The following is a 17694-nucleotide window of genomic DNA, read 5'->3' on the forward strand; positions in this document are numbered from 1 at the left end:
GGAAAAGAGACCTATATCAGGGGTCGTAAATCCGCTAATATAGGTCTTTGATCATTAATTTATAAAATCAATTATGGATTTGGTACAGTGACCTGATGCCGGCTCCATCCATTGAGATTTGAGGCGGGATGTTGCTGCCGTCCCCTTCGGTAGGGAAGCCCTTCCAGACCGACTCGTTGACCGTATCAAACACCCACGGACGATACATGAGGGGGATTGAAGGAATATCCTTCAGCCAGATTTGAGTCAGCTCGGTGTAGAGCGCTTTCAATTCAGTTTCATCGGAAATCGTTGGAATCTTCTCAATGATGGCATCTGCTTGATCGTTCTTATAGCGGCCCCAGTTGTAGAACGCCATCTCGCCCATAGGGGCAACGCCCTTGGAATACATGATGGTCATGGCACGGTTCCATGGCTGGCTCGGGCTGACTCCGCCGGCAGGCGTGTTCATGATAATATCGAATTTGCCTGTCTGTAAATCATTGGTCCACACCGGTGCCTCTGGGAATTTGGTTCGAATTTCGATGCCGATGGCCTTGTCGTTCTGTGCAACGATCTCAAGCGACGCATTCCAATCGGACCAGCCGTACGGGCATTCGATTTCATAAGGACCCAGACGTGTTCCGTTCAGCACCCGGATACCGTCCTTGCCCTTCGCAGCGCCGATGGAATCGAGCAGTGCATTAGCTGCATCCACATCCGTTGTCCACTGCAGCGGTTTAATGGCTGCTTGATCCACGTACTTCGCTTCCGCATCGGTATTGAGTGTCAATGAAGGTTCCATCGGTGCCGAGTAGCCGCTGATGGCAAGCTCCGAGATTTTACTGTAATCAATCGCCATCGCAATGGCTCTTCTGACATCCGCATTGTTGAGTCCTTCCTTCGACATGTTGAAGAAAATGGATGGCATGGAGCCAGGCACGTAATATGGAGCGTCCTTGATATAGGTTTTAACAGGGGCTCCGCCTTCCCACATTTTCCATACCTGCGGAATGAACTGCTGTGATACATCGACCTGACCGCTCTTGAACGCCAGATCGCCCGCTGCATTATCTTTATAAATGACATGTGAGATATATTTGGGGGCCGGCAGCTTGCCAAAAAGCGCTTGACCCCAGTAGTTATCGTCCCGTACTATCGTGATCTTCTGATCATTGTAAAAGTACATTTTATAAGGCCCTGTTCCGACCGGATCCTCATTTACTTCCTTGCGGATAGCAGCCAGATCATTATTGGCTTTCTTCTCAATCTCTTCCCAGATGTGTTTAGGCAGCATGGGCATAACCTCAATACTGTCGAGTACCGTCAGTTTGTTCGGATTGTCTTTATTCAGCTTGATGTTGACCGTTTGAGGTCCGTCCGCTGTTACGTCCTCAATGTAGGACCAGAAGCTGCTCCAGTTGATGTCGTACTTTTTGCCAAGCTGGTAGGTGTAGACGACATCATCTGAACTGAAGGGTTTGCCGTCGCTCCATTTGGCATCCTTATTCAGATCGAGCTTCAGCGTCAGGTCGTCGGTCCATTCGTACTTGGTGCCAAGCAGCGGCTCCAGCTCGCCTGTCAGCTGATTGACCATGAACAATGTCTCATAGATTAATTCCCTGGAATTCCCATAGTTGATTGGAAATGCCGGGTTTCCGCTGAGCAGGTTGAAATTCGTTGGCGCCCCCCATTGCAAACCGTTCACGTACAGCGTTTCGTTTCTTGGCGTTGCTTTTGCATCACCCTGCGGTGCTGGCTCTTCACTGCCTCCGGGGGCCTTTACTTCTTCCTTAGGCGGCGGATCTGATGCTGTCGGTGGCGTTACGCTCTGGCATCCGGCAGCAAAAAAAGACGCGACCAGCAAAAGAATGAACATGGGTCTCAAAACTGTTTTCAGCTTCACTTGTGAACCCTCCATTCATGAAAATGTGTTCGTCTCTTTAATGCTGAGTGTGTCGATTAAGGCATGGTTGTATGCAAGCGCTTTCTTGATGGATTTATATGTTCCTCATTTCAATCTGAGTACTATTAAATTTGTTGTTTTCGTTTCAATCCTCAAGGATTTTTCCAATTTGCGTCGAACATGAATGGAAATGGATAATCTAGCGGACGATTCGATTTCCAACAAAGGGGTGGGCCTGCTGCCTGTGATTAAAGACGTTTTATTGCAGCTATTGTTTGCGTTGATGCCTTTTGTCGCGTACAACATCTATTACAGAAAACTGACAGTCAACTATTCCCGCAATTTCATCATCCTCATCTGTTCGTTGTGCATGCTGCTGTCGATGACCTTTGCTTCGTCTGTTCAAAGCGGGCTGATCTTTGACGTCCGATATGTCATTATGTTCTTTGGCATATTATTCGGAGGTTTCATGACCGGGGCTATCCTGCTAATCGAATTTCTGATCTATCGGCTGCATATTGGCGGTTCCGGCATGATCGACGCCATCATTATATTGATCATTACCTTCCCGCTATCCGTTCTGCTGGCCACCCTCTACCATAAAAGCAAACATAAGTTTTGGATTGTTTTTATTGCCGGCATCAGCTTTTCACTTATCCCGCTCCTGGTGCTCTATATAACAAAACCTGATTATATCCTGAGTCATTTTATATTTAACGTCCTGGTTATGCCTGTCCATAATTCTCTGGGCATATGGCTGCTCGTTACCCTGTTTAACAAATCGGTATCCGACAAGGAACTATACCTGCAATATATCCAGAATGAGAAAGCCGAGGCCGTGAACCATGTGGCCGCATCCCTTGCCCATGAGGTTCGCAATCCGCTGACTACCGTGCTCGGGTTCCTGCAATTAATCAAGAGTGGTACGTTTCCTCAGGAAAAAACGGACCGCTTTCTCGAGATCAGCATGGAAGAAATAAGGCGCACCGAGCAAATCTTGTCTGAATATCTGTCGATCAGCAAACCTCTCGTTCCATTTCAGCAAAAACTTGAGCTCACCGCTCAGATCAGATCCGTTGTCGAACTGATGACCTCGTATGCCAATATGAGTAATATCACACTCAGCGCCGACTACCCTGAGCTCCCCGTCTACATTTCAGGCAGTCCCGCCGAGCTCAAGCAGCTGTTGGTCAACTTTATCAAGAATGCAATTGAGGCCAGCAGAGATGTCGATAAAGGCTGCGTCAACATCCGAATCTATGAAGAAGCAGAGCAGGTCGCCATCGAAATTCAGGACAACGGGATCGGCATGAATCCTGAGCAATTGAGCCGTCTCGGTTCTATTTATTATTCCACCAAAATGAGCGGCACCGGCCTTGGGCTCACCTTCTCATACCAGGCCATCCGCGCTATGGATGGCAGTGTTTCAGTACGAAGCTCGCCAAGATCCGGAACCGTGTTCCTCATCACCCTCCCGCTTGCTGCCACAGATCCATGAGCTCGCGAAGCCGCTATAAGGGCAAAGAGAGAGGCTCCTGAACCGGAGCCTCTCTCTTTTTACTACTCTAGCAAGCGAATTTCTTTTGCCTCAAAACTTCTATTGTTTTTGCTAATATTCAACGGCTTTTTTAGTGTAATCCGAATAAGGTCGTTCGTCTTTAGACTATCCAGCTGGATGGTCTCTCCCTGGCTGTCCTTCAATGAAGTATCTTCTGTGACACGGACTTCACAGGGATAACCCTCATCCGTGTGATTCTTCCTGTTTCGGTTTACTTCGTCAGAGCAGTCAACGGTAATCTTGTCGTCTCCCACTGAATAAATCGCAGACTCAAAAACCGATACATCCCGGGCACATCCAACAGAAAGGAGCAGCACGATCAGAGTGAATAATAGCCTCAGCTTCACGTTCCAACCTCCCTTATAATGAACCTTTATTAGAGGAAGCCTAGGAAGCACTGCACTCGATTTCCGCTAGATTATGCAAGAAGGTAACCGCAGCTTATTCTGCGCAGAGGGCATACGTGGACAGCGGCTTAATGCCATGTGTCAGCTTCGCTTCCTGGAGCAGATAGATTTCGGATTGAATCAGGGTAACCAGCTTGGACGGAGCCTTCTCTATGTCGCTCAGTTCGGACTGGTAGGATTGCAGGGTCATATCCACTTCCCAGAGCCCATCCTGGAGCTGAGGTGAATAGAAGGTTTTCTCCTGGCGCACGCTCCAGCCGGACTGCTCGGCAATCCCCTTTATCTGCCCTGGCGTAAACAGTGTTCGAACATTGGAGCTGCTGTTCTTCTTAAACACTTCATATTGGGCTTGGACCAGAACCGCCAGCAAATGCGGATATTGCTCTGGATGCGTGATTCTGGGATCCCATTCCGCAAAGCAGAGCCTGCGTCCCCACGCTCTGGCTTTTTGCAATACGGCCTCCAACTGCTCTGCCGATTCGAAATACCATGAACAATGAGACAGCACAACGATATCGAAGGAATTCTCTTCGTAGTCAAGAAGCGGCGACAGAATGTCCGTTTCCAAATCAATCTGTATCCGTGAGCCCAGCGGCGATTGCGTTAACCGTTCGGAGGCGGCGCCCAGCGTCACCGGGGCTCCATAATGGGGAGGTGCTGTGTCCACACCATGCACAAAACCGGATTCGCCCGCAAAATAAGCAAGCACCGCGGTTGTATCCCCTTGCCCGCATCCAATCTCCAGAATGCGGTCTCCTTCCCGGATTCCCCAAAACTCGGCAAGCTTCAGACGATGCTCTGTTTGGATCCGCTGGATTTCGACTCCGGCCTGATCCACAGCCATGCATTCAATAATATAATCGATTGGGTTATGAATTATAGCTCCCCCCTTGAAGATTGATCTTAGATCTCATGTAAATGTCGATAAAGCTCGGGGTATCGACTCTTCAAATTTATTATATCACCGCCTTAACGCATATTGCCCAAAATTACTAAACCTTTTTATATCTGCATTGCTTGCACACAACACCCTCCTACTCCTGCTTGCTCCTCTAGCTCACCTATAGTGTCAAAAAAACCCAAGCAGCGGGAAACCCTCCCCGCTGCTTGAGTTACGATTGCTGCATCTCATGTTATTGGAATTTCGGGAGCCAGTCTCCGTGTGCTTCAATGAGATCGTCGCACAGGCTCTTGATGTCATCAATGGACAACTCGGCAGCCGTATGCGGATCCAGCATCGCTGCATGGTAAATATGCTCCTTCTTGCCTGTTGCCGCCGCTTCCAATGTCAGCAGTTGGGTATTGATATTCGTCCGGTTCAGTGCCGCACACTGCGGAGGCAGATCTCCCACGTAGGTTGGTGTTACACCGCTGGCATCGACCAGACAAGGAACCTCTACGCAAGCTTCCTTCGGAAGATTCGTGATCAGTCCCGTGTTCATCACGTTACCTCCGATTTTGAACGGAACATTCGTTTCAATGGCTTCGAGAATATAGGATGCATATTCATGGGAACGGTGATGCGTTAGGTCCTGGTTGCTTACCAGATCCTCGCGCATCGCCTTCCAGCCCTCAATCTGATTCACGCAGCGCCGCGGATATTCATCCAGCGGAATGTTGAATCGCTCGATCAGCTCCGGATAATTGCGCTTGATGAAGTAAGGATGGTACTCCGCGTTATGCTCAGAGGATTCCGTAATGTAATAACCGAAGTTCAGCATCATTTCCAGACGAACCATATCATGATGTTTCTCTTTCTGCTTCTCGGCTGCGCGTCTTTTAATTTCAGGATACAGGTCCACGCCATCCTTCGTTACCTCAAGCAGCCATGCCATATGGTTGATACCGGCGATTTTGGCCTGTACACCTTCCGTTTCCATGCCCAGATTTCTGAACAGGTCCGGAATGCAGGCCTGCACGCTGTGGCATAGACCTACCGTTTGCACGCCGCCCAGCGTATTCATCGCATTGGTCAGCACCGCCATCGGATTCGTGTAGTTCAGGAAGAGCGCGTCCGGACAGACCTCCCGGATATCGGCTGCAAAATCCAGCATCACCGGAATGGTACGAAGATTGCGGAATATTCCGCCAATGCCCACCGTATCCGCGATGGTTTGTCTCAGACCGTACTTTTTCGGAATCTCGAAATCCGTAATCGTACAGGGATCGTACCCTCCAACCTGGATCGCGTTTACCACATATTTAGCCCCGCGCAGAGCTTCCTTGCGGTCACTGTATGATTTGACGACACAGGTGCTGCCGCTGGTTTTCTTTATGTTGTTGAGCATGTTCTCAGAGTCTTTCAAACGGACCGGATCAATGTCAAACAAAGCGAGTTCGAATCCCTGCAATGCCGGTGTTTGCATACAATCACCCAGCACGTTCTTGGCAAACACCGTACTACCTGCTCCGATAAATGTAATCTTAGACATAAATAAATGCCCTCCTTAAACTCCATAAATAGATACGCTTTCACAAGACTAACTATAAGATAATCAGTCTTTTTTGAACATGGAGCAAAACAAGGGAGATATGGACATTTGTTGTTTCATTATGTAAGCTAGCCCTAACAGATTATCCTGCTTCAACAAATTAATTACGGTGCACGTTATAAGGAGGCGACAGCTGTATGTCCATTCTGCCAGACCATACGCTCTACACGATAGGCATGAATCCTTCACCGGGTGGCCACGATCTCAACCTCCTGTTCAGCGGTGAAGGAACGCCCGTTCCACGTCATAAAATCGGTCCCATCATTCATGATTACTGCCTCATTCATACGGTCTTAACCGGAGAAGGCGTGTTTGAATGCGCCGGGACGGTTCATCACTGCACAGCAGGCGATACCTTCGTGATCCTCCCAGGCGTTCTCTTCAGCTATGAAGCCCATGAGCGGAATCCGTGGCACTACAACTGGGTCGCTTTGCAGGAAAAAGGAACCCACATGCTGCTGGCCGACATGGGTATCACCCCGGCTAAACCGATCATCCCTTGCACGGACGAGGCCGAACTGGACGCTCTGGCATCCATGTACCGCCATATCCGTCTGGGCTTTAACCAATCAGACCAGCCCTGGCTTGAAGATCTCCAGGCATCTGGCTGGCTCAGACTGCTGCTCCATAAGCTGGCGATGTTAAATCGCGAGCACCTTCCTTCGAACTCCCGTGACGTGCCTGATATTGAACGGGGTGTAAGGCAGACCGAGCGATGGATTTCAACCCAATATCACCAGCAGCTATCCATTGATCAGATGGCCAAGACGCTTGGGTATCATCGGGCTCATCTCTCCAAAATATTTAAGCAGCAGACCGGCCTGTCCCCCATGCAATACCTCATGAAGGTACGCATGGAGAAAGCCAAATCCCTGATGAAATCCTCCTTCTCCATTCACGAGATTGCCTCTTCTGTCGGTTTCAATGATGCGCTCTATTTCTCCAAGCAGTTCCGCAGATGGACAGGCATGACCCCGAGCGAGTATAAATTCAGTCTGGAAAAGGGGGAGCGAACGAGTCAACATCAGAATCCGTAAACATCCGATGTAATCCCTGGTGATTGAACATCATCTAAATCCATGCATTTGCGAATCGGGATGGGGAAAACATCTCGCGCACCTCGGACGGCACGCAACGATTCTCGATGAAATCCGCAATAAGCTTGGCCGTCACCGGACTAAGCAGAATTCCGTTGCGGTAATGCCCCGCGGCCATTAATACCCGCTCTGCACCTTCCACGGGGCCTATGAGCGGATAACCATCCTGGGTGGCAGGCCGAAGCCCCGCCCAGCTGTGAAACGGGAGTTGGCCTTCCAGAAACGGAAACACCTTGTTGTTCCAGTTTCGGAGCCGTTCGATTCCCCTTTCCGTGACCGATGTATCGTATCCGGCAACATCTTCGGAGGCACCACACACCATCGTGCCATTCGCCTTGGCAACCAAATAACCTTGGTTAAAAAAGACCATATGCTTTACAGGCGGCTGCGTTTCCGTTCTGTAGGCGCAAATCTGCCCCCGAATGGGATAAACCGGAATCGGGAGGCCCAACTGCTCCGACAGCTCCTGCGCCCAGGCACCCGTGCTTGCGACCAGCCGATCTCCGTAAAAGACAGTGCTGTCCGCCGCCGACACGGCGATATGGCGGTCCCACTCCACAAGTCGCACGCTTCCGAGTTCTTCCTTAATGAGCACTCCCGATATCCGGCAGGCCTGCTCCAATGCTCTGATGAAATCGGGAGCGTATATGTGGCTTTCCTCCGGCGTATATAATGCGGCAAGCACGTCACGCGACAATGCCGGCTCCATCCGGAACAGCTCGGCTCCGCTTACGATCTCGCCGGATGATCCATATTGGCGCTGCCATAACCGGCGCCCTTCAAGGGACAGCAGGTCTGCGGCATGATAGGCAATGTGCAAGCTGCCCGTATTCGCATATTCGAAATGCACGCCGGATATGGATCTGATCTGCTCTTGCCACTCCGGATATAACAGCAAACTAAACTGGCATAATCTAAAAAATGCGTCGGGGCCTTCTGTATTTTCCGAGAAGGGGGCAAGCATGCCTGCCGCCGCTCCCGAGGCTTGTCCGCCGCAGCGCCTCGCCTCCAAAACGGTAACATTAAAGCCCCTCATTCGAAGCTCGTATGCGCAGGATAAACCAATGATTCCGCCGCCTATAATGATAATGTTCTGACTCATCTCTACCTCAGTTCTGTTTGAATCAACCTTTACTTTAGTATGAATTCGTCAAAGCCGCTGCTCGCTGAAGCATACTGCTTCCTGGCGATTCTGCCAGCCAGGTAAGATTGTCTTCCCGCTTGAATAGCCAGCTTCATTGCTGTTGCCATCATAACGGGATCCCTCGCTTTTGCCACAGGTGTATTCATTAACACGCCGCTGACACCCAGCTCCATCGCTTGGGCCACATCACTTGCTGAACCGAGGCCGGCATCAACGATGATCGGCACATGGGCCTCTTCAACGATAAGCCCCAGGTTATAGGCGTTCAGGATGCCAAGACCGGTACCGATCGGAGCAGCGCCGGGCATGACCGCAGCCGCTCCTGCTTCCTCAAGCCGCTTGCATATCACCGGGTCATCCGAAGTGTAGGGAAGGACGGTGAAACCTTCTTTGACCAAAATTTCCGTTGCTTTGAGCGTTTCGATCGGGTCCGGCATGAGTGTACGTTCATTGGCGCTGATTTCTACCTTGATCCAGTCGCTCAGACCGGATGCGCGTGCCAAACGCGCAATTCGAACGGCTTCGTCGGCCGTGCTTGCCCCGGAGGTATTAGGCAAAAATATATGTTTGCCCTCTTCTACATGCTGCAGAATGGAATCGTCCGCCGAAGACTCCAGATTGATTCGCCGAATCGCAAACGTCAGCACTTCGGCTTCCGAAGCCTTGATAGCCTCCATCTGCACATAAGGATTCGGAAACAGCCCCGTACCAATCAAGAATCGGGATCGCAGCTCATAATCGCCAATACGCAGTAAATCCGGCTTCATCATGCCTCAACCTCCTCCAACGAAATGAACAAGCTCAATCGACATATTCGCGGTTACCGGGGTATCCGGCCACTGCTCGGCCGTCAGTACCTTACCATCAGCTTCGGCAACAACCGGTTTGCCCAATAAACCAAAAAACTCAATAACGTCCAGAATGGTTCTTACATCGCGAAGCTCATGCTCCTCGCCATTGATCCTAAGCAGCATCGCCTTACTCCCTCCTCTTCGCGCTATTAGCCTCCAGCTTGGAAATGAACGCCTCGCAGGTACCCTTTACGTTGCTGCTGCCCACAATTTCACTCACCGCGCAAATGCGCGTCGCGCCTGCCATCAGTACTTGATCCACATTGTGCAGCTTAATGCCCCCAATCGCCACAAAAGGAATTTGGATCGCATGCGCCACTTCTCTCACATACGCTTCCGTAACCGGATCCACCACATCCTCCTTGGTGGCCGTGCGGTACACCGGACCGACCCCAATGTAATCTGCGCCCTGCGACTCTGCCAGCAGCGCTTCCTCTATCGCATGTGTAGAAATACCGATGATTTTGGAACCGACTAGCCTTCGAGCTTCCGTGAGCGGCATATCCCCCTGCCCCAGATGAATTCCGTCGGCATCCGCTTCCAGTGCAATATCCACGTAATCATTGACGATAAAGGTGACATCATACCGAGAAGTCAGCTTGCGAAGCGCTTTGGCTTTGGCAAGCACTTCCGCTTTCGGGCTTTTTTTGTCGCGAAGCTGAATGATATCCACACCGCCGAGAATGGCTTGCTCCATCACGTCCAGCATATCCCGGCCGGGATGAAACTGTTCTCCGGTAATGGCATACAGTCGAAAATCTTTCAAAGCTTCCCCTCCTTCCTATACAATATCAACTTGGACGAAAAATGTCGGATCCTTTATTGATTCAGGATACTCATTCATTTCATGCTCCAACATACCGGTCATAGAGCGTTCTGGCCCTGGCGAAATCATCCAAGCCCTGCACCAACACACGTCCGTCAGCGAATAAGACAAGCCGCTCCCCGCCGGGCAGCACCGTACGCAGTAAATATGGATTAGCCTTCACTTCCAGTGAAGCTCCCTCCAGTCTGCCTTGCCATACATCCAGATCAAGCGGGCCGCTCCCGGCAAATTGCACGGAATCTCTTCCGCACATCGTGAGTATATCTTCCTCATGCCCTTGAAGCGCCGGATACACCTTAAGCTGGCAGCAGGGGCAATTTCGATCAGGCTCGCCGAACTTCATCTCATAGTAGCGGTTCTGCCACAAGTCGAACGTCACCAGACCGTTTCTGCGGCTCGTGCCGTCATCTGCTAACAGCTTGAGGGCCTCAACAGCCTCATAGGAAGCCGCTATATCGACAACCGGTGCGATAACGCCGATCATATCACAGGTCTCTCCGGCCGTATCTGCAGATTGGATAAAACAGCGAAGGCAGGGGGTGACGCCGGGCACAAACACCGCGCTCATCCCCCGAGAGCCCACAGCACCTCCATATATGAAGGGAATTCCGCTTCGAAAACAGGCGTCATTCAGCAAATAACGGGTCCGAAAATTGTCCGTACCGTCCAGTACAAGATCCATTCCATTGATCAGTTCCTCGATATTGGCCCCCGTAACGTCGGACACAACCGCCTCGATCACAATGGAGGAGTTGACTTTGCGCAGCTTTTTCTCGGCTGCCACCACTTTGGGATAGGCGTTGCTTGCATCCTCCTCGTCATACAGCAGCTGCCGCTGCAAATTGCTTATTTCCACAAAATCACGGTCAACGATTCTGACCCGCCCAACACCAGCGCGCACCATATGATTGGCAAGCACCGTGCCCAATGCTCCCATCCCGACAATTAGTACGGAGCTGTTCATGATTTTCCGCTGCCCGATTTCTCCTATCGGCTGAAACAGCATTTGCCTGGAGTAACGTTCCTGCATCGTGCCTCACCTCCTCTATGGACCTGCTCAATTGCATTGCTCATGTTTGAGTTTTGATTGATGCTTGTTATCCGCAGTATATGGCGAGAGATTGAGAATCCAATCTCTCGCCATATATTAAGTCGCTAAACCTAAACAAATCTAGTAATCGAAGAGGATAAACTCCCCCGGTTTCACCTTAAGCCTGAGCCTCGTACAGCTGCACAATCTCAATAATCGTCTGGACCGCCAATACCATATTGTCGGCCGATACATATTCATAGCGGCCGTGGTAGTTCTCCCCGCCAGTGAAAATATTCGGTGTAGGCAGGCCCATGTAAGACAATTGTGATCCGTCGGTACCACCGCGCACAGGCTCGATGATCGGCTTGATCCCAAGCTTCTCCATCGCTGTCTGAGCGATATCCACCACCTCTTTGACCGGCTCGATTTTCTCTCGCATATTGTAATACTGGTCTTTCATCTGCAGTACGATCCGTTCGGCACCATATTTGTGCTGAAGCTCTTCCACGACAGAGGCGAGTTTGGCCTTTCTTCCTTCAAAAAGCTCCCGGTCATGATCACGGATAATATAACGAAGCTCGGTCAGCTCCACGTCGCCTTCTATGGAAGAGAGATGGTAGAAGCCTTCATAACCTTCGGTATGTTCAGGCGCTTCTTCGACAGGCAGCATGCGGTTCAGCTCCATGGCGATTTTTGCGGCGTTGACCATTTTGCCTTTGGCTGTACCGGGATGAACGTTCTTGCCTTTGCAAGTAACAAGCGCTGCTGCTGCGTTAAAGCTTTCATATTGAAGCTCCCCGAGCGGTCCGCCATCCATGGTGTAAGCGTATTTTGCACCGAACGCCTCCACGTCGAACTTATGAGGTCCTCTGCCGATCTCTTCATCCGGCGTGAAGGCAACCCGGATTGTTCCATGCTTAAGCTCAGGGTGTTGAATGAGGTACGCCATGGCTGTCATAATCTCTGCAATGCCCGCTTTATCGTCAGCCCCAAGCAAGGTCGTGCCATCCGTTGTTACGAGTGTGTGGCCTTTGTATCCGCTCAACTCCGGAAAATCCCGCGGGGAAAGGACTATATTCTGTGCTCTATTCAGAATGATGTCATGTCCATCATATTGTTCTATAATCTGCGGCTTGACACCGGTACCCGTAAAATCAGTCGCCGTATCGATATGTGCCAAAAAGCCAATGGTCGGGATCGCTTTATCCGAGTTAGCCGGAAGCGTGGCCATGACATAGCCGTTCTCATCCGTGGTGACTTCCTGCATGCCAATCTCTTTCAGTTCGTCCACGAGCAAGCCGGCAAGCGTTAGCTGTCCGGGTGTCGAAGGACAAGTATTGCTGTTCTCGTCTGATTGCGTATCCACTTGTGCATAGGTAATGAGTCTGTCGATAACTTCCTTCTTCATCATTCTCAGCTCCAATACGAGTTATTGATCACCAACACATGCTGCGATATGTAATGCCTAGCCTTGAAGTACCTTCCCAGCTTGAATACAGACTATCTAAAGGTCGAAAATTACCTCTTCAATTATATCCAGTTGTCATGTTCTGGGTCAATTCATGACAAAGATCGCAGCAGAAAGAATCATAGCGCCCTGCGATGCCCTTGTTTCTCTTGAGAGACGATTCGAGTCCGGAATCGTTTCGTCCTCTTCCACAGGATCCAAACACAAAGAAACGGCGGTGCACGGATAAGCATCCTGAGCACCGCCATTTCTTAAAGCTAACAAGCCTATTGATTAGGTGACATCTGTCAATTGAGCAACCCTCATGATGAAAATGACCCATTCCATGTGATGAGGCCGTTAACTGTTCGAAGGCCCAATATGAAGCGTAAGCCCATCATTATTCAAATGCAGGCAGTGCAATCTCGGAATAGTTGTCCTCGAAGAACTTCTTCACTTCCGGACTGGTCATGGCTTCAGCCAGCTTCTGGATCGGCTCGGAGTCTACATTATCCTTGCGAGCTACCAGTGTAATGGTGAACTCGGAGTCATTGCCTTCTGTGACCAGGGCATCTTTCTTCGGCGTGAGTCCCAGCGGTTTGGCATATGCCGGTGTCATCGCCACCATATCGACATCGTCCAGGGTACGGGCCAGCATGAGCAGGTCGACCTCGGTAAATTTGTAGTTGTGCGGGTTCTCCACAATATCCCCTTGCGTGGCCTGGATTCCGACGCCTTCCTTCAGCTTGATCAGACCATTCTTCTCGAACATGACCAGGGAACGGCCGATGTTGGAAGGATCGTTCGGGATCGCAATCGTTGCACCGTCCGGAAGCTCCTCAATGGTCTTATACTTCTTGGAATACGCCCCAAAAACGGCATTATAGATCGGTGTTACCGGTACAAGCTCCGAGCCGTTGTTTGCATTGTATTCTTCCATGTACGGCACATGCTGGAAGAAGTTCGCATCCACCTCGTTATTCGCCAATGCATTGTTAGGCTGGACATTATCAGACAGAACCAGAACTTCAAGATGAATGCCCTCTTCCTTCAGCATAGGCTTGACGAGATCAAGCACCTCAGTCATCGGCGGGATGAGCGCAGCCACTTTTAATGTAACTTCTTCTTTGGTCTCAGGGGCTGCATTTTCAGGAGCTTCCTCCTTGGCTGCCTTCTCTCCGCAGCCGGCAAGCACAAGCACGATCGTCAGTACGAGCAGTAGTAATCTCTTATTCATAGTTGGTTACCCCCAGGTAAAATTGTAGGTTGGTCTGGTACAAGTGTTACTAACAAAAAAGGGTCGTAAAACTTAGCTTCTTCTCTTGTCGAGGAGTCTTGAAGCCAAGCTCCCGCTAAACTGGATCGACTGTACGAGAATGATCATGATGATGATCGTGAACACCATGAGTTCGGTCTCAAACCGCTGGTATCCGTAACGAATGGCAAAATCCCCGACACCGCCGCCGCCAACGATGCCCATAACCGTAGAATACGAGATGAAGCTGATCGTTGATGTTGTCAATCCAAGCACGAGTCCGGACCTTGCCTCAACGTAGAGGAACTTGAAAATCATCTGCAGCTTGGAAGCGCCCATCGACGAGGCGGCCTCCAGCACTTCCTTCGGCACCTCGAGCAGAGACTGCTCAACTAATCTTGAATACGTAGCGACGGCTATGACAGACAACGGCACAGCGGCTGCCAGCGTCCCAAGCGATGTGCCCACAATCAGGCGGGTCAGTGGAATCATGCTGACAACCAGCAGCAAGAACGGGAACGAGCGGATGACATTAACCAGACTGTTCAATAAGGTGAACAACCATCGATTCGCGTACAACTGGCCTTTTCTGCACAGAAACAATAGTGTTCCTACCGGAAGACCCAGTAATATCGCCGCAGCGATTGAAATGCCAACCATCACGAACGTCTGACCAATAGCCTGCCATATTTCGTCCTGGTACTGCATGACATAGGCGAAGTAATCGTTCAAGTATTGAATCACGCTATTTACGTAGTCCATCAATCCGATTCCTCGCTTCCACGGCGACTCCGGTACCCTTGCCCTCTCTCTTGTTCAGGAGCCTCCGCTCTACCCGCGTTATTCTGATAGGTTCTTATCAAACGGCCGTCCTCCATAACCGACACCGCATCACAAATACCGTTGACAACCTCCATCTCGTGAGAAACAATCACAATCGTGACCCCAAGCGTTCGGTTAATATGTCTCAACACATCCAGTATGCCCGCCGTCGTCTGCGGATCCAGTGAAGAAGTCGGCTCATCGCATAACAATACGGAAGGCGAATTGGCTAAAGCCCTGGCAATTGCTACCCGCTGCTTCTGCCCACCGCTAAGCCGAGCCGGATATAACTTTGCTTTATCCTCAAGTCCGACAAAACGCAGAACCTCCTGCACGCGCTTCATCCGATCTGCCTTCGGTACCTTCGCCAGTTCAAGCGGGATGGATACATTCCCGTAAGCCGTACGGTTGCTGACCAGCTGGAACAGCTGGAAGATCATGCCGATCGATCTTCTTGCTTCCCGCAGCTGCCTGCCGCCAAGGGAAGTCAGCTCCTGACCATTCACCACGACTCGGCCCGAGTCCGGTCTCTCCAGTACGTTCATGATGCGCAGCAGCGTCGATTTCCCGGCTCCGCTCGCGCCGATGATCCCGTGTATGCTGCCCACGGCAATATCGAGAGAGACAGCGTCGATCGCCTGATAACGGTCACTGCCATTGCCAAAGCTTTTACTAACCTCTTGCAGCGAGATCAATCTAATCCCCTCCTTGCCACATGAAGAAAGCCCGCGTGGCTATACAGCCTGCGAGCAAAATATGCTGCAACAACAATAGAATCATACCACAATTTTAGACAAAATGTGACACGACTTATTGACAGTCACATTGGAATGTTTACCAAAACGGCTCAGGATAAATACAGCTGATGTCCGTACATCCCCGTCAAGCGTTCAACCGCCTTCTCCAGCACGCCTTCCTCGAAGCCTTCCAAGCCTTCAATGGCCTGAATTTTATCCGCCGGTGACATCTCCTTGTGCAGATGCAAACTCCAGTTGACAATGGACTGTATCGCATCCTCATGCTCGAACTGACCGTAATAGATATGGGCTTTGTACAGATAGCTGTCGGCATGCTCTGGCACCATCTTCAGCACCTCGTCAAAAGCAGCCAGTGCCGCATCCTCGTCCTGATCCTTGTAATAGATCTGTCCCAATCTGAAATAGGCCCCCGGATGGCCCGGCGACAATTCCAGCACATTCAGCGTATCTTCCTTCGCGCGGGCATAGTCCGCCATCGTATAATAGATTCCGCTTCGCAAGCTGTATAAACTTCCCTGCTCCGGGTTCAGGCTGAGTCCTTGTGCGCAATCGGTCAGCCCCCGCTCCAGCTGGCCGGTTTCCACAAAACAAACGGCACGAAACTCGTAAAATCTCGAATTCGACGGCTGGGCTTGAATCGCCTGGGAATAGGCGTCAATGGCCAGGTCCCACATGCCCATCTCTTTATAGATATGACCGCTGGCGGCAAGGTAGGTCGGATGCTCGGAGAAAGCCTCCTCCTGCTTCACCGCTTCCTGCAGCTCAAGCAGCGCCTCCTCATTGCGGCCTTGAAGATATAGCACATAACTCAGTTTGTTGCGGATTTCGGATCCATCCTGAAGGGCGGCAGCCTCCTTCAAAGACTGCTCCGCAGACGGCAGATCATTCATTTCCATATAAATGTCGGCCCGCTGCACATAATTGGGTGCATCATCATTCTCAAGCTCCAGCAGTTTGTCATTCAGTGCCAATGCCTCTTCATTGCGACCAACCCGGTAATAGCAGTCAACCATCCAGTAGCAGGCCAGCGGTGAATCCGGCTGCCTTCCATACAGCTTCGAGATCAGCTCATATGCCAGCTCTTCCCGGGCATCCTCGCGATAGATCCGGGCCAAATCGAAATACGCGCGGTAATCGTCCGGCTCCGCTTCGATGGCCCACTCCAAATCCGCTTTGGCAGCGTTCTTGTTTCCTGACCGGTTGAAGACTTCCGCCCTCTTCAAGTAAAGCTCGTATGAGTCCGGATACCGCTCAATGGCCTCCGACAGATAGAACTCGGCCTGTCCCAGATCCCCCAGCTGCACATACAGGTCCGCCATGGGCTTCCGAAAAGAATAGGCTTCCCGCACCTGCCGCTGAAACGTCAGAAATGCGCCGTAGCTGTAGTTGGTGCTCCCGGCAAACATGGCATATCCGCCATCTGCCTCCGCTTCATACCGATCCGCCAACTGAATCCCCTCTTGCAGAACCCCAACCGCTTCCTGTACATGATCCATCAGATCCAGGGATACGGACAGCATATAATAATACATCGGGATGGCGCGGTCCGGCTGCTGGATGCTCAGGCGGAAACAGTTCGCTGCCTCTGCCGGATTGCCGCTCTCGTAATAGGTCATTCCCAGCTCATAATAAGTCGAGATGACCGTGCTGTCGTCCTCTCTCTTGATGCTTTCTTTCAAATCCCGGATCGCCTCTTCGTATTGGTTCAGGTCTTTATGAGCAATTCCCCGGGTATACCAGTTCAGATAATTGTCGGCATTTAACCGGATAGCTTCATCTAAATCCTCTATCGCTTCCGTCTCCCGGTTCAGTTCACGTAAAATATGCGCACGCCGCTCATAAGCACGATGGCTCCCGCTCGAATCGATGAGACGCCCCAGATAGGTTACAGCCTCCTCCGAGTGACCGCTGTTATGCAGCAGCTCCGCATAATGGAGCTTGTCATCAAAACTTGTGATGGCACTCTCGCCTTTTCTCATATATTTAAGCGCTTGTTCAAACTCCCGCTTCTTCCTGTAATGGTTACCCATGCGGAACCAGATTCGTTTCATCCATTTCATGGTGGCTCACCCTTTATATGTAGTTATTATTCCTGGGTCGTGTGAATAAGAGCAGAGGG

At 50.9% G+C, this 17694-nt stretch carries 16 protein-coding genes; 2 read left to right on the forward strand and 14 right to left on the reverse strand.

The features are described 5' to 3' along the window. Nucleotides 1-67: 67 nt before the first annotated feature. Nucleotides 68-1885 (reverse strand): ABC transporter substrate-binding protein, encoded by a 1818-nt coding sequence (locus WDY75_RS24465; protein WP_063478802.1) that lies wholly within the window; start codon nucleotides 1883-1885, stop codon nucleotides 68-70. 190 nt (nucleotides 1886-2075) lie between these two features. Between WDY75_RS24465 and WDY75_RS24470 the strand changes: the two genes are divergently transcribed. After that, nucleotides 2076-3383: a sensor histidine kinase gene (locus WDY75_RS24470; RefSeq protein ID WP_063479759.1), complete on the forward strand. Its 1308-nt coding sequence runs from the start codon at nucleotides 2076-2078 to the stop codon at nucleotides 3381-3383. Nucleotides 3384-3445: 62 nt separating this feature from the next. On the opposite strand, the gene WDY75_RS24475 is transcribed toward WDY75_RS24470, so the two are convergent. The 3 genes from WDY75_RS24475 to WDY75_RS24485 form a co-directional block, all read right to left on the reverse strand. Further along, on the reverse strand, nucleotides 3446-3790 hold the full coding sequence (locus WDY75_RS24475) for a hypothetical protein (RefSeq protein WP_006208635.1): 345 nt from the start codon (nucleotides 3788-3790) through the stop codon (nucleotides 3446-3448). A 94-nt stretch (nucleotides 3791-3884) separates the two neighbouring features. Then, entirely contained in the window at nucleotides 3885-4694 is an 810-nt protein-coding gene (locus WDY75_RS24480) for a class I SAM-dependent methyltransferase (RefSeq protein WP_063478801.1), read from the reverse strand. Nucleotides 4695-4983: 289 nt separating this feature from the next. After that, a complete protein-coding gene (locus WDY75_RS24485) occupies nucleotides 4984-6282 on the reverse strand; it encodes an alpha-glucosidase/alpha-galactosidase (RefSeq protein WP_006208633.1) in 1299 nt (432 codons plus the stop codon). Between the two features lie 197 nt (nucleotides 6283-6479). On the opposite strand from WDY75_RS24485, the gene WDY75_RS24490 reads away from it, so the two are divergent. Next, nucleotides 6480-7379 (forward strand): helix-turn-helix transcriptional regulator, encoded by a 900-nt coding sequence (locus tag WDY75_RS24490; protein WP_006208632.1) that lies wholly within the window; start codon nucleotides 6480-6482, stop codon nucleotides 7377-7379. Between the two features lie 34 nt (nucleotides 7380-7413). Here the strand turns inward: WDY75_RS24490 and thiO are convergent, their stop codons facing one another. From thiO to WDY75_RS24540, 10 genes are all read right to left on the reverse strand, one after another. Then, the gene (gene thiO, locus WDY75_RS24495; RefSeq protein WP_063478800.1) at nucleotides 7414-8541 is read right to left on the reverse strand and encodes a glycine oxidase ThiO; all 1128 of its coding nucleotides are present in this window, start codon (nucleotides 8539-8541) and stop codon (nucleotides 7414-7416) included. A gap of 29 nt (nucleotides 8542-8570) precedes the next feature. Continuing rightward, a complete protein-coding gene (locus WDY75_RS24500) occupies nucleotides 8571-9350 on the reverse strand; it encodes a thiazole synthase (protein WP_036641258.1) in 780 nt (259 codons plus the stop codon). A 6-nt stretch (nucleotides 9351-9356) separates the two neighbouring features. After that, complete coding sequence (gene thiS / locus WDY75_RS24505) at nucleotides 9357-9557, reverse strand: sulfur carrier protein ThiS (protein ID WP_036641207.1); 201 nt, start codon at nucleotides 9555-9557, stop codon at nucleotides 9357-9359. A gap of 4 nt (nucleotides 9558-9561) precedes the next feature. Further along, nucleotides 9562-10200 (reverse strand): thiamine phosphate synthase, encoded by a 639-nt coding sequence (gene thiE, locus WDY75_RS24510; RefSeq protein ID WP_036641205.1) that lies wholly within the window; start codon nucleotides 10198-10200, stop codon nucleotides 9562-9564. Between the two features lie 79 nt (nucleotides 10201-10279). Continuing rightward, nucleotides 10280-11290 carry a ThiF family adenylyltransferase gene (locus WDY75_RS24515; RefSeq protein WP_063478799.1) on the reverse strand — a complete coding sequence of 337 codons (1011 nt, stop codon included), beginning with the start codon at nucleotides 11288-11290 and terminating at the stop codon, nucleotides 10280-10282. 178 nt (nucleotides 11291-11468) lie between these two features. Next, nucleotides 11469-12701 carry a peptidase T gene (gene pepT, locus WDY75_RS24520; RefSeq protein ID WP_063478798.1) on the reverse strand — a complete coding sequence of 411 codons (1233 nt, stop codon included), beginning with the start codon at nucleotides 12699-12701 and terminating at the stop codon, nucleotides 11469-11471. A 439-nt stretch (nucleotides 12702-13140) separates the two neighbouring features. Beyond that, nucleotides 13141-13977 carry a MetQ/NlpA family ABC transporter substrate-binding protein gene (locus WDY75_RS24525; RefSeq protein WP_063478797.1) on the reverse strand — a complete coding sequence of 279 codons (837 nt, stop codon included), beginning with the start codon at nucleotides 13975-13977 and terminating at the stop codon, nucleotides 13141-13143. 72 nt (nucleotides 13978-14049) lie between these two features. After that, on the reverse strand, nucleotides 14050-14757 hold the full coding sequence (locus WDY75_RS24530) for a methionine ABC transporter permease (protein WP_063478796.1): 708 nt from the start codon (nucleotides 14755-14757) through the stop codon (nucleotides 14050-14052). After that, the gene (locus WDY75_RS24535; protein ID WP_063478795.1) at nucleotides 14757-15512 is read right to left on the reverse strand and encodes a methionine ABC transporter ATP-binding protein; all 756 of its coding nucleotides are present in this window, start codon (nucleotides 15510-15512) and stop codon (nucleotides 14757-14759) included. Before WDY75_RS24535 ends, WDY75_RS24530 begins: the two co-directional genes overlap by 1 nt. A 152-nt stretch (nucleotides 15513-15664) precedes the next feature. Beyond that, nucleotides 15665-17635 (reverse strand): tetratricopeptide repeat protein, encoded by a 1971-nt coding sequence (locus WDY75_RS24540; RefSeq protein ID WP_063478794.1) that lies wholly within the window; start codon nucleotides 17633-17635, stop codon nucleotides 15665-15667. Between the last annotated feature and the right edge of the window lie 59 nt (nucleotides 17636-17694).

The organism is Paenibacillus glucanolyticus, assembly GCF_037333485.1.
Classification (GTDB): domain Bacteria; phylum Bacillota; class Bacilli; order Paenibacillales; family Paenibacillaceae; genus Paenibacillus_AQ; species Paenibacillus_AQ glucanolyticus.

Bases quoted from the DNA above. Each gene is read 5' to 3' on its own strand.
- WDY75_RS24470 (WP_063479759.1), top strand. From the start codon at position 2,076: ATGGATAATCTAGCGGACGATTCGATTTCCAACAAAGGGGTGGGCCTG.
- WDY75_RS24480 (WP_063478801.1), bottom strand. From the start codon at position 4,694: ATGGCTGTGGATCAGGCCGGAGTCGAAATCCAGCGGATCCAAACAGAG.
- WDY75_RS24485 (WP_006208633.1), bottom strand. From the start codon at position 6,282: ATGTCTAAGATTACATTTATCGGAGCAGGTAGTACGGTGTTTGCCAAG.
- WDY75_RS24490 (WP_006208632.1), top strand. From the start codon at position 6,480: ATGTCCATTCTGCCAGACCATACGCTCTACACGATAGGCATGAATCCT.
- thiO (WP_063478800.1), bottom strand. From the start codon at position 8,541: ATGAGTCAGAACATTATCATTATAGGCGGCGGAATCATTGGTTTATCC.
- WDY75_RS24500 (WP_036641258.1), bottom strand. From the start codon at position 9,350: ATGAAGCCGGATTTACTGCGTATTGGCGATTATGAGCTGCGATCCCGA.
- thiS (WP_036641207.1), bottom strand. From the start codon at position 9,557: ATGCTGCTTAGGATCAATGGCGAGGAGCATGAGCTTCGCGATGTAAGA.
- WDY75_RS24515 (WP_063478799.1), bottom strand. From the start codon at position 11,290: ATGCAGGAACGTTACTCCAGGCAAATGCTGTTTCAGCCGATAGGAGAA.
- pepT (WP_063478798.1), bottom strand. From the start codon at position 12,701: ATGAAGAAGGAAGTTATCGACAGACTCATTACCTATGCACAAGTGGAT.
- WDY75_RS24525 (WP_063478797.1), bottom strand. From the start codon at position 13,977: ATGAATAAGAGATTACTACTGCTCGTACTGACGATCGTGCTTGTGCTT.
- WDY75_RS24530 (WP_063478796.1), bottom strand. From the start codon at position 14,757: ATGGACTACGTAAATAGCGTGATTCAATACTTGAACGATTACTTCGCC.
- WDY75_RS24540 (WP_063478794.1), bottom strand. From the start codon at position 17,635: ATGAAATGGATGAAACGAATCTGGTTCCGCATGGGTAACCATTACAGG.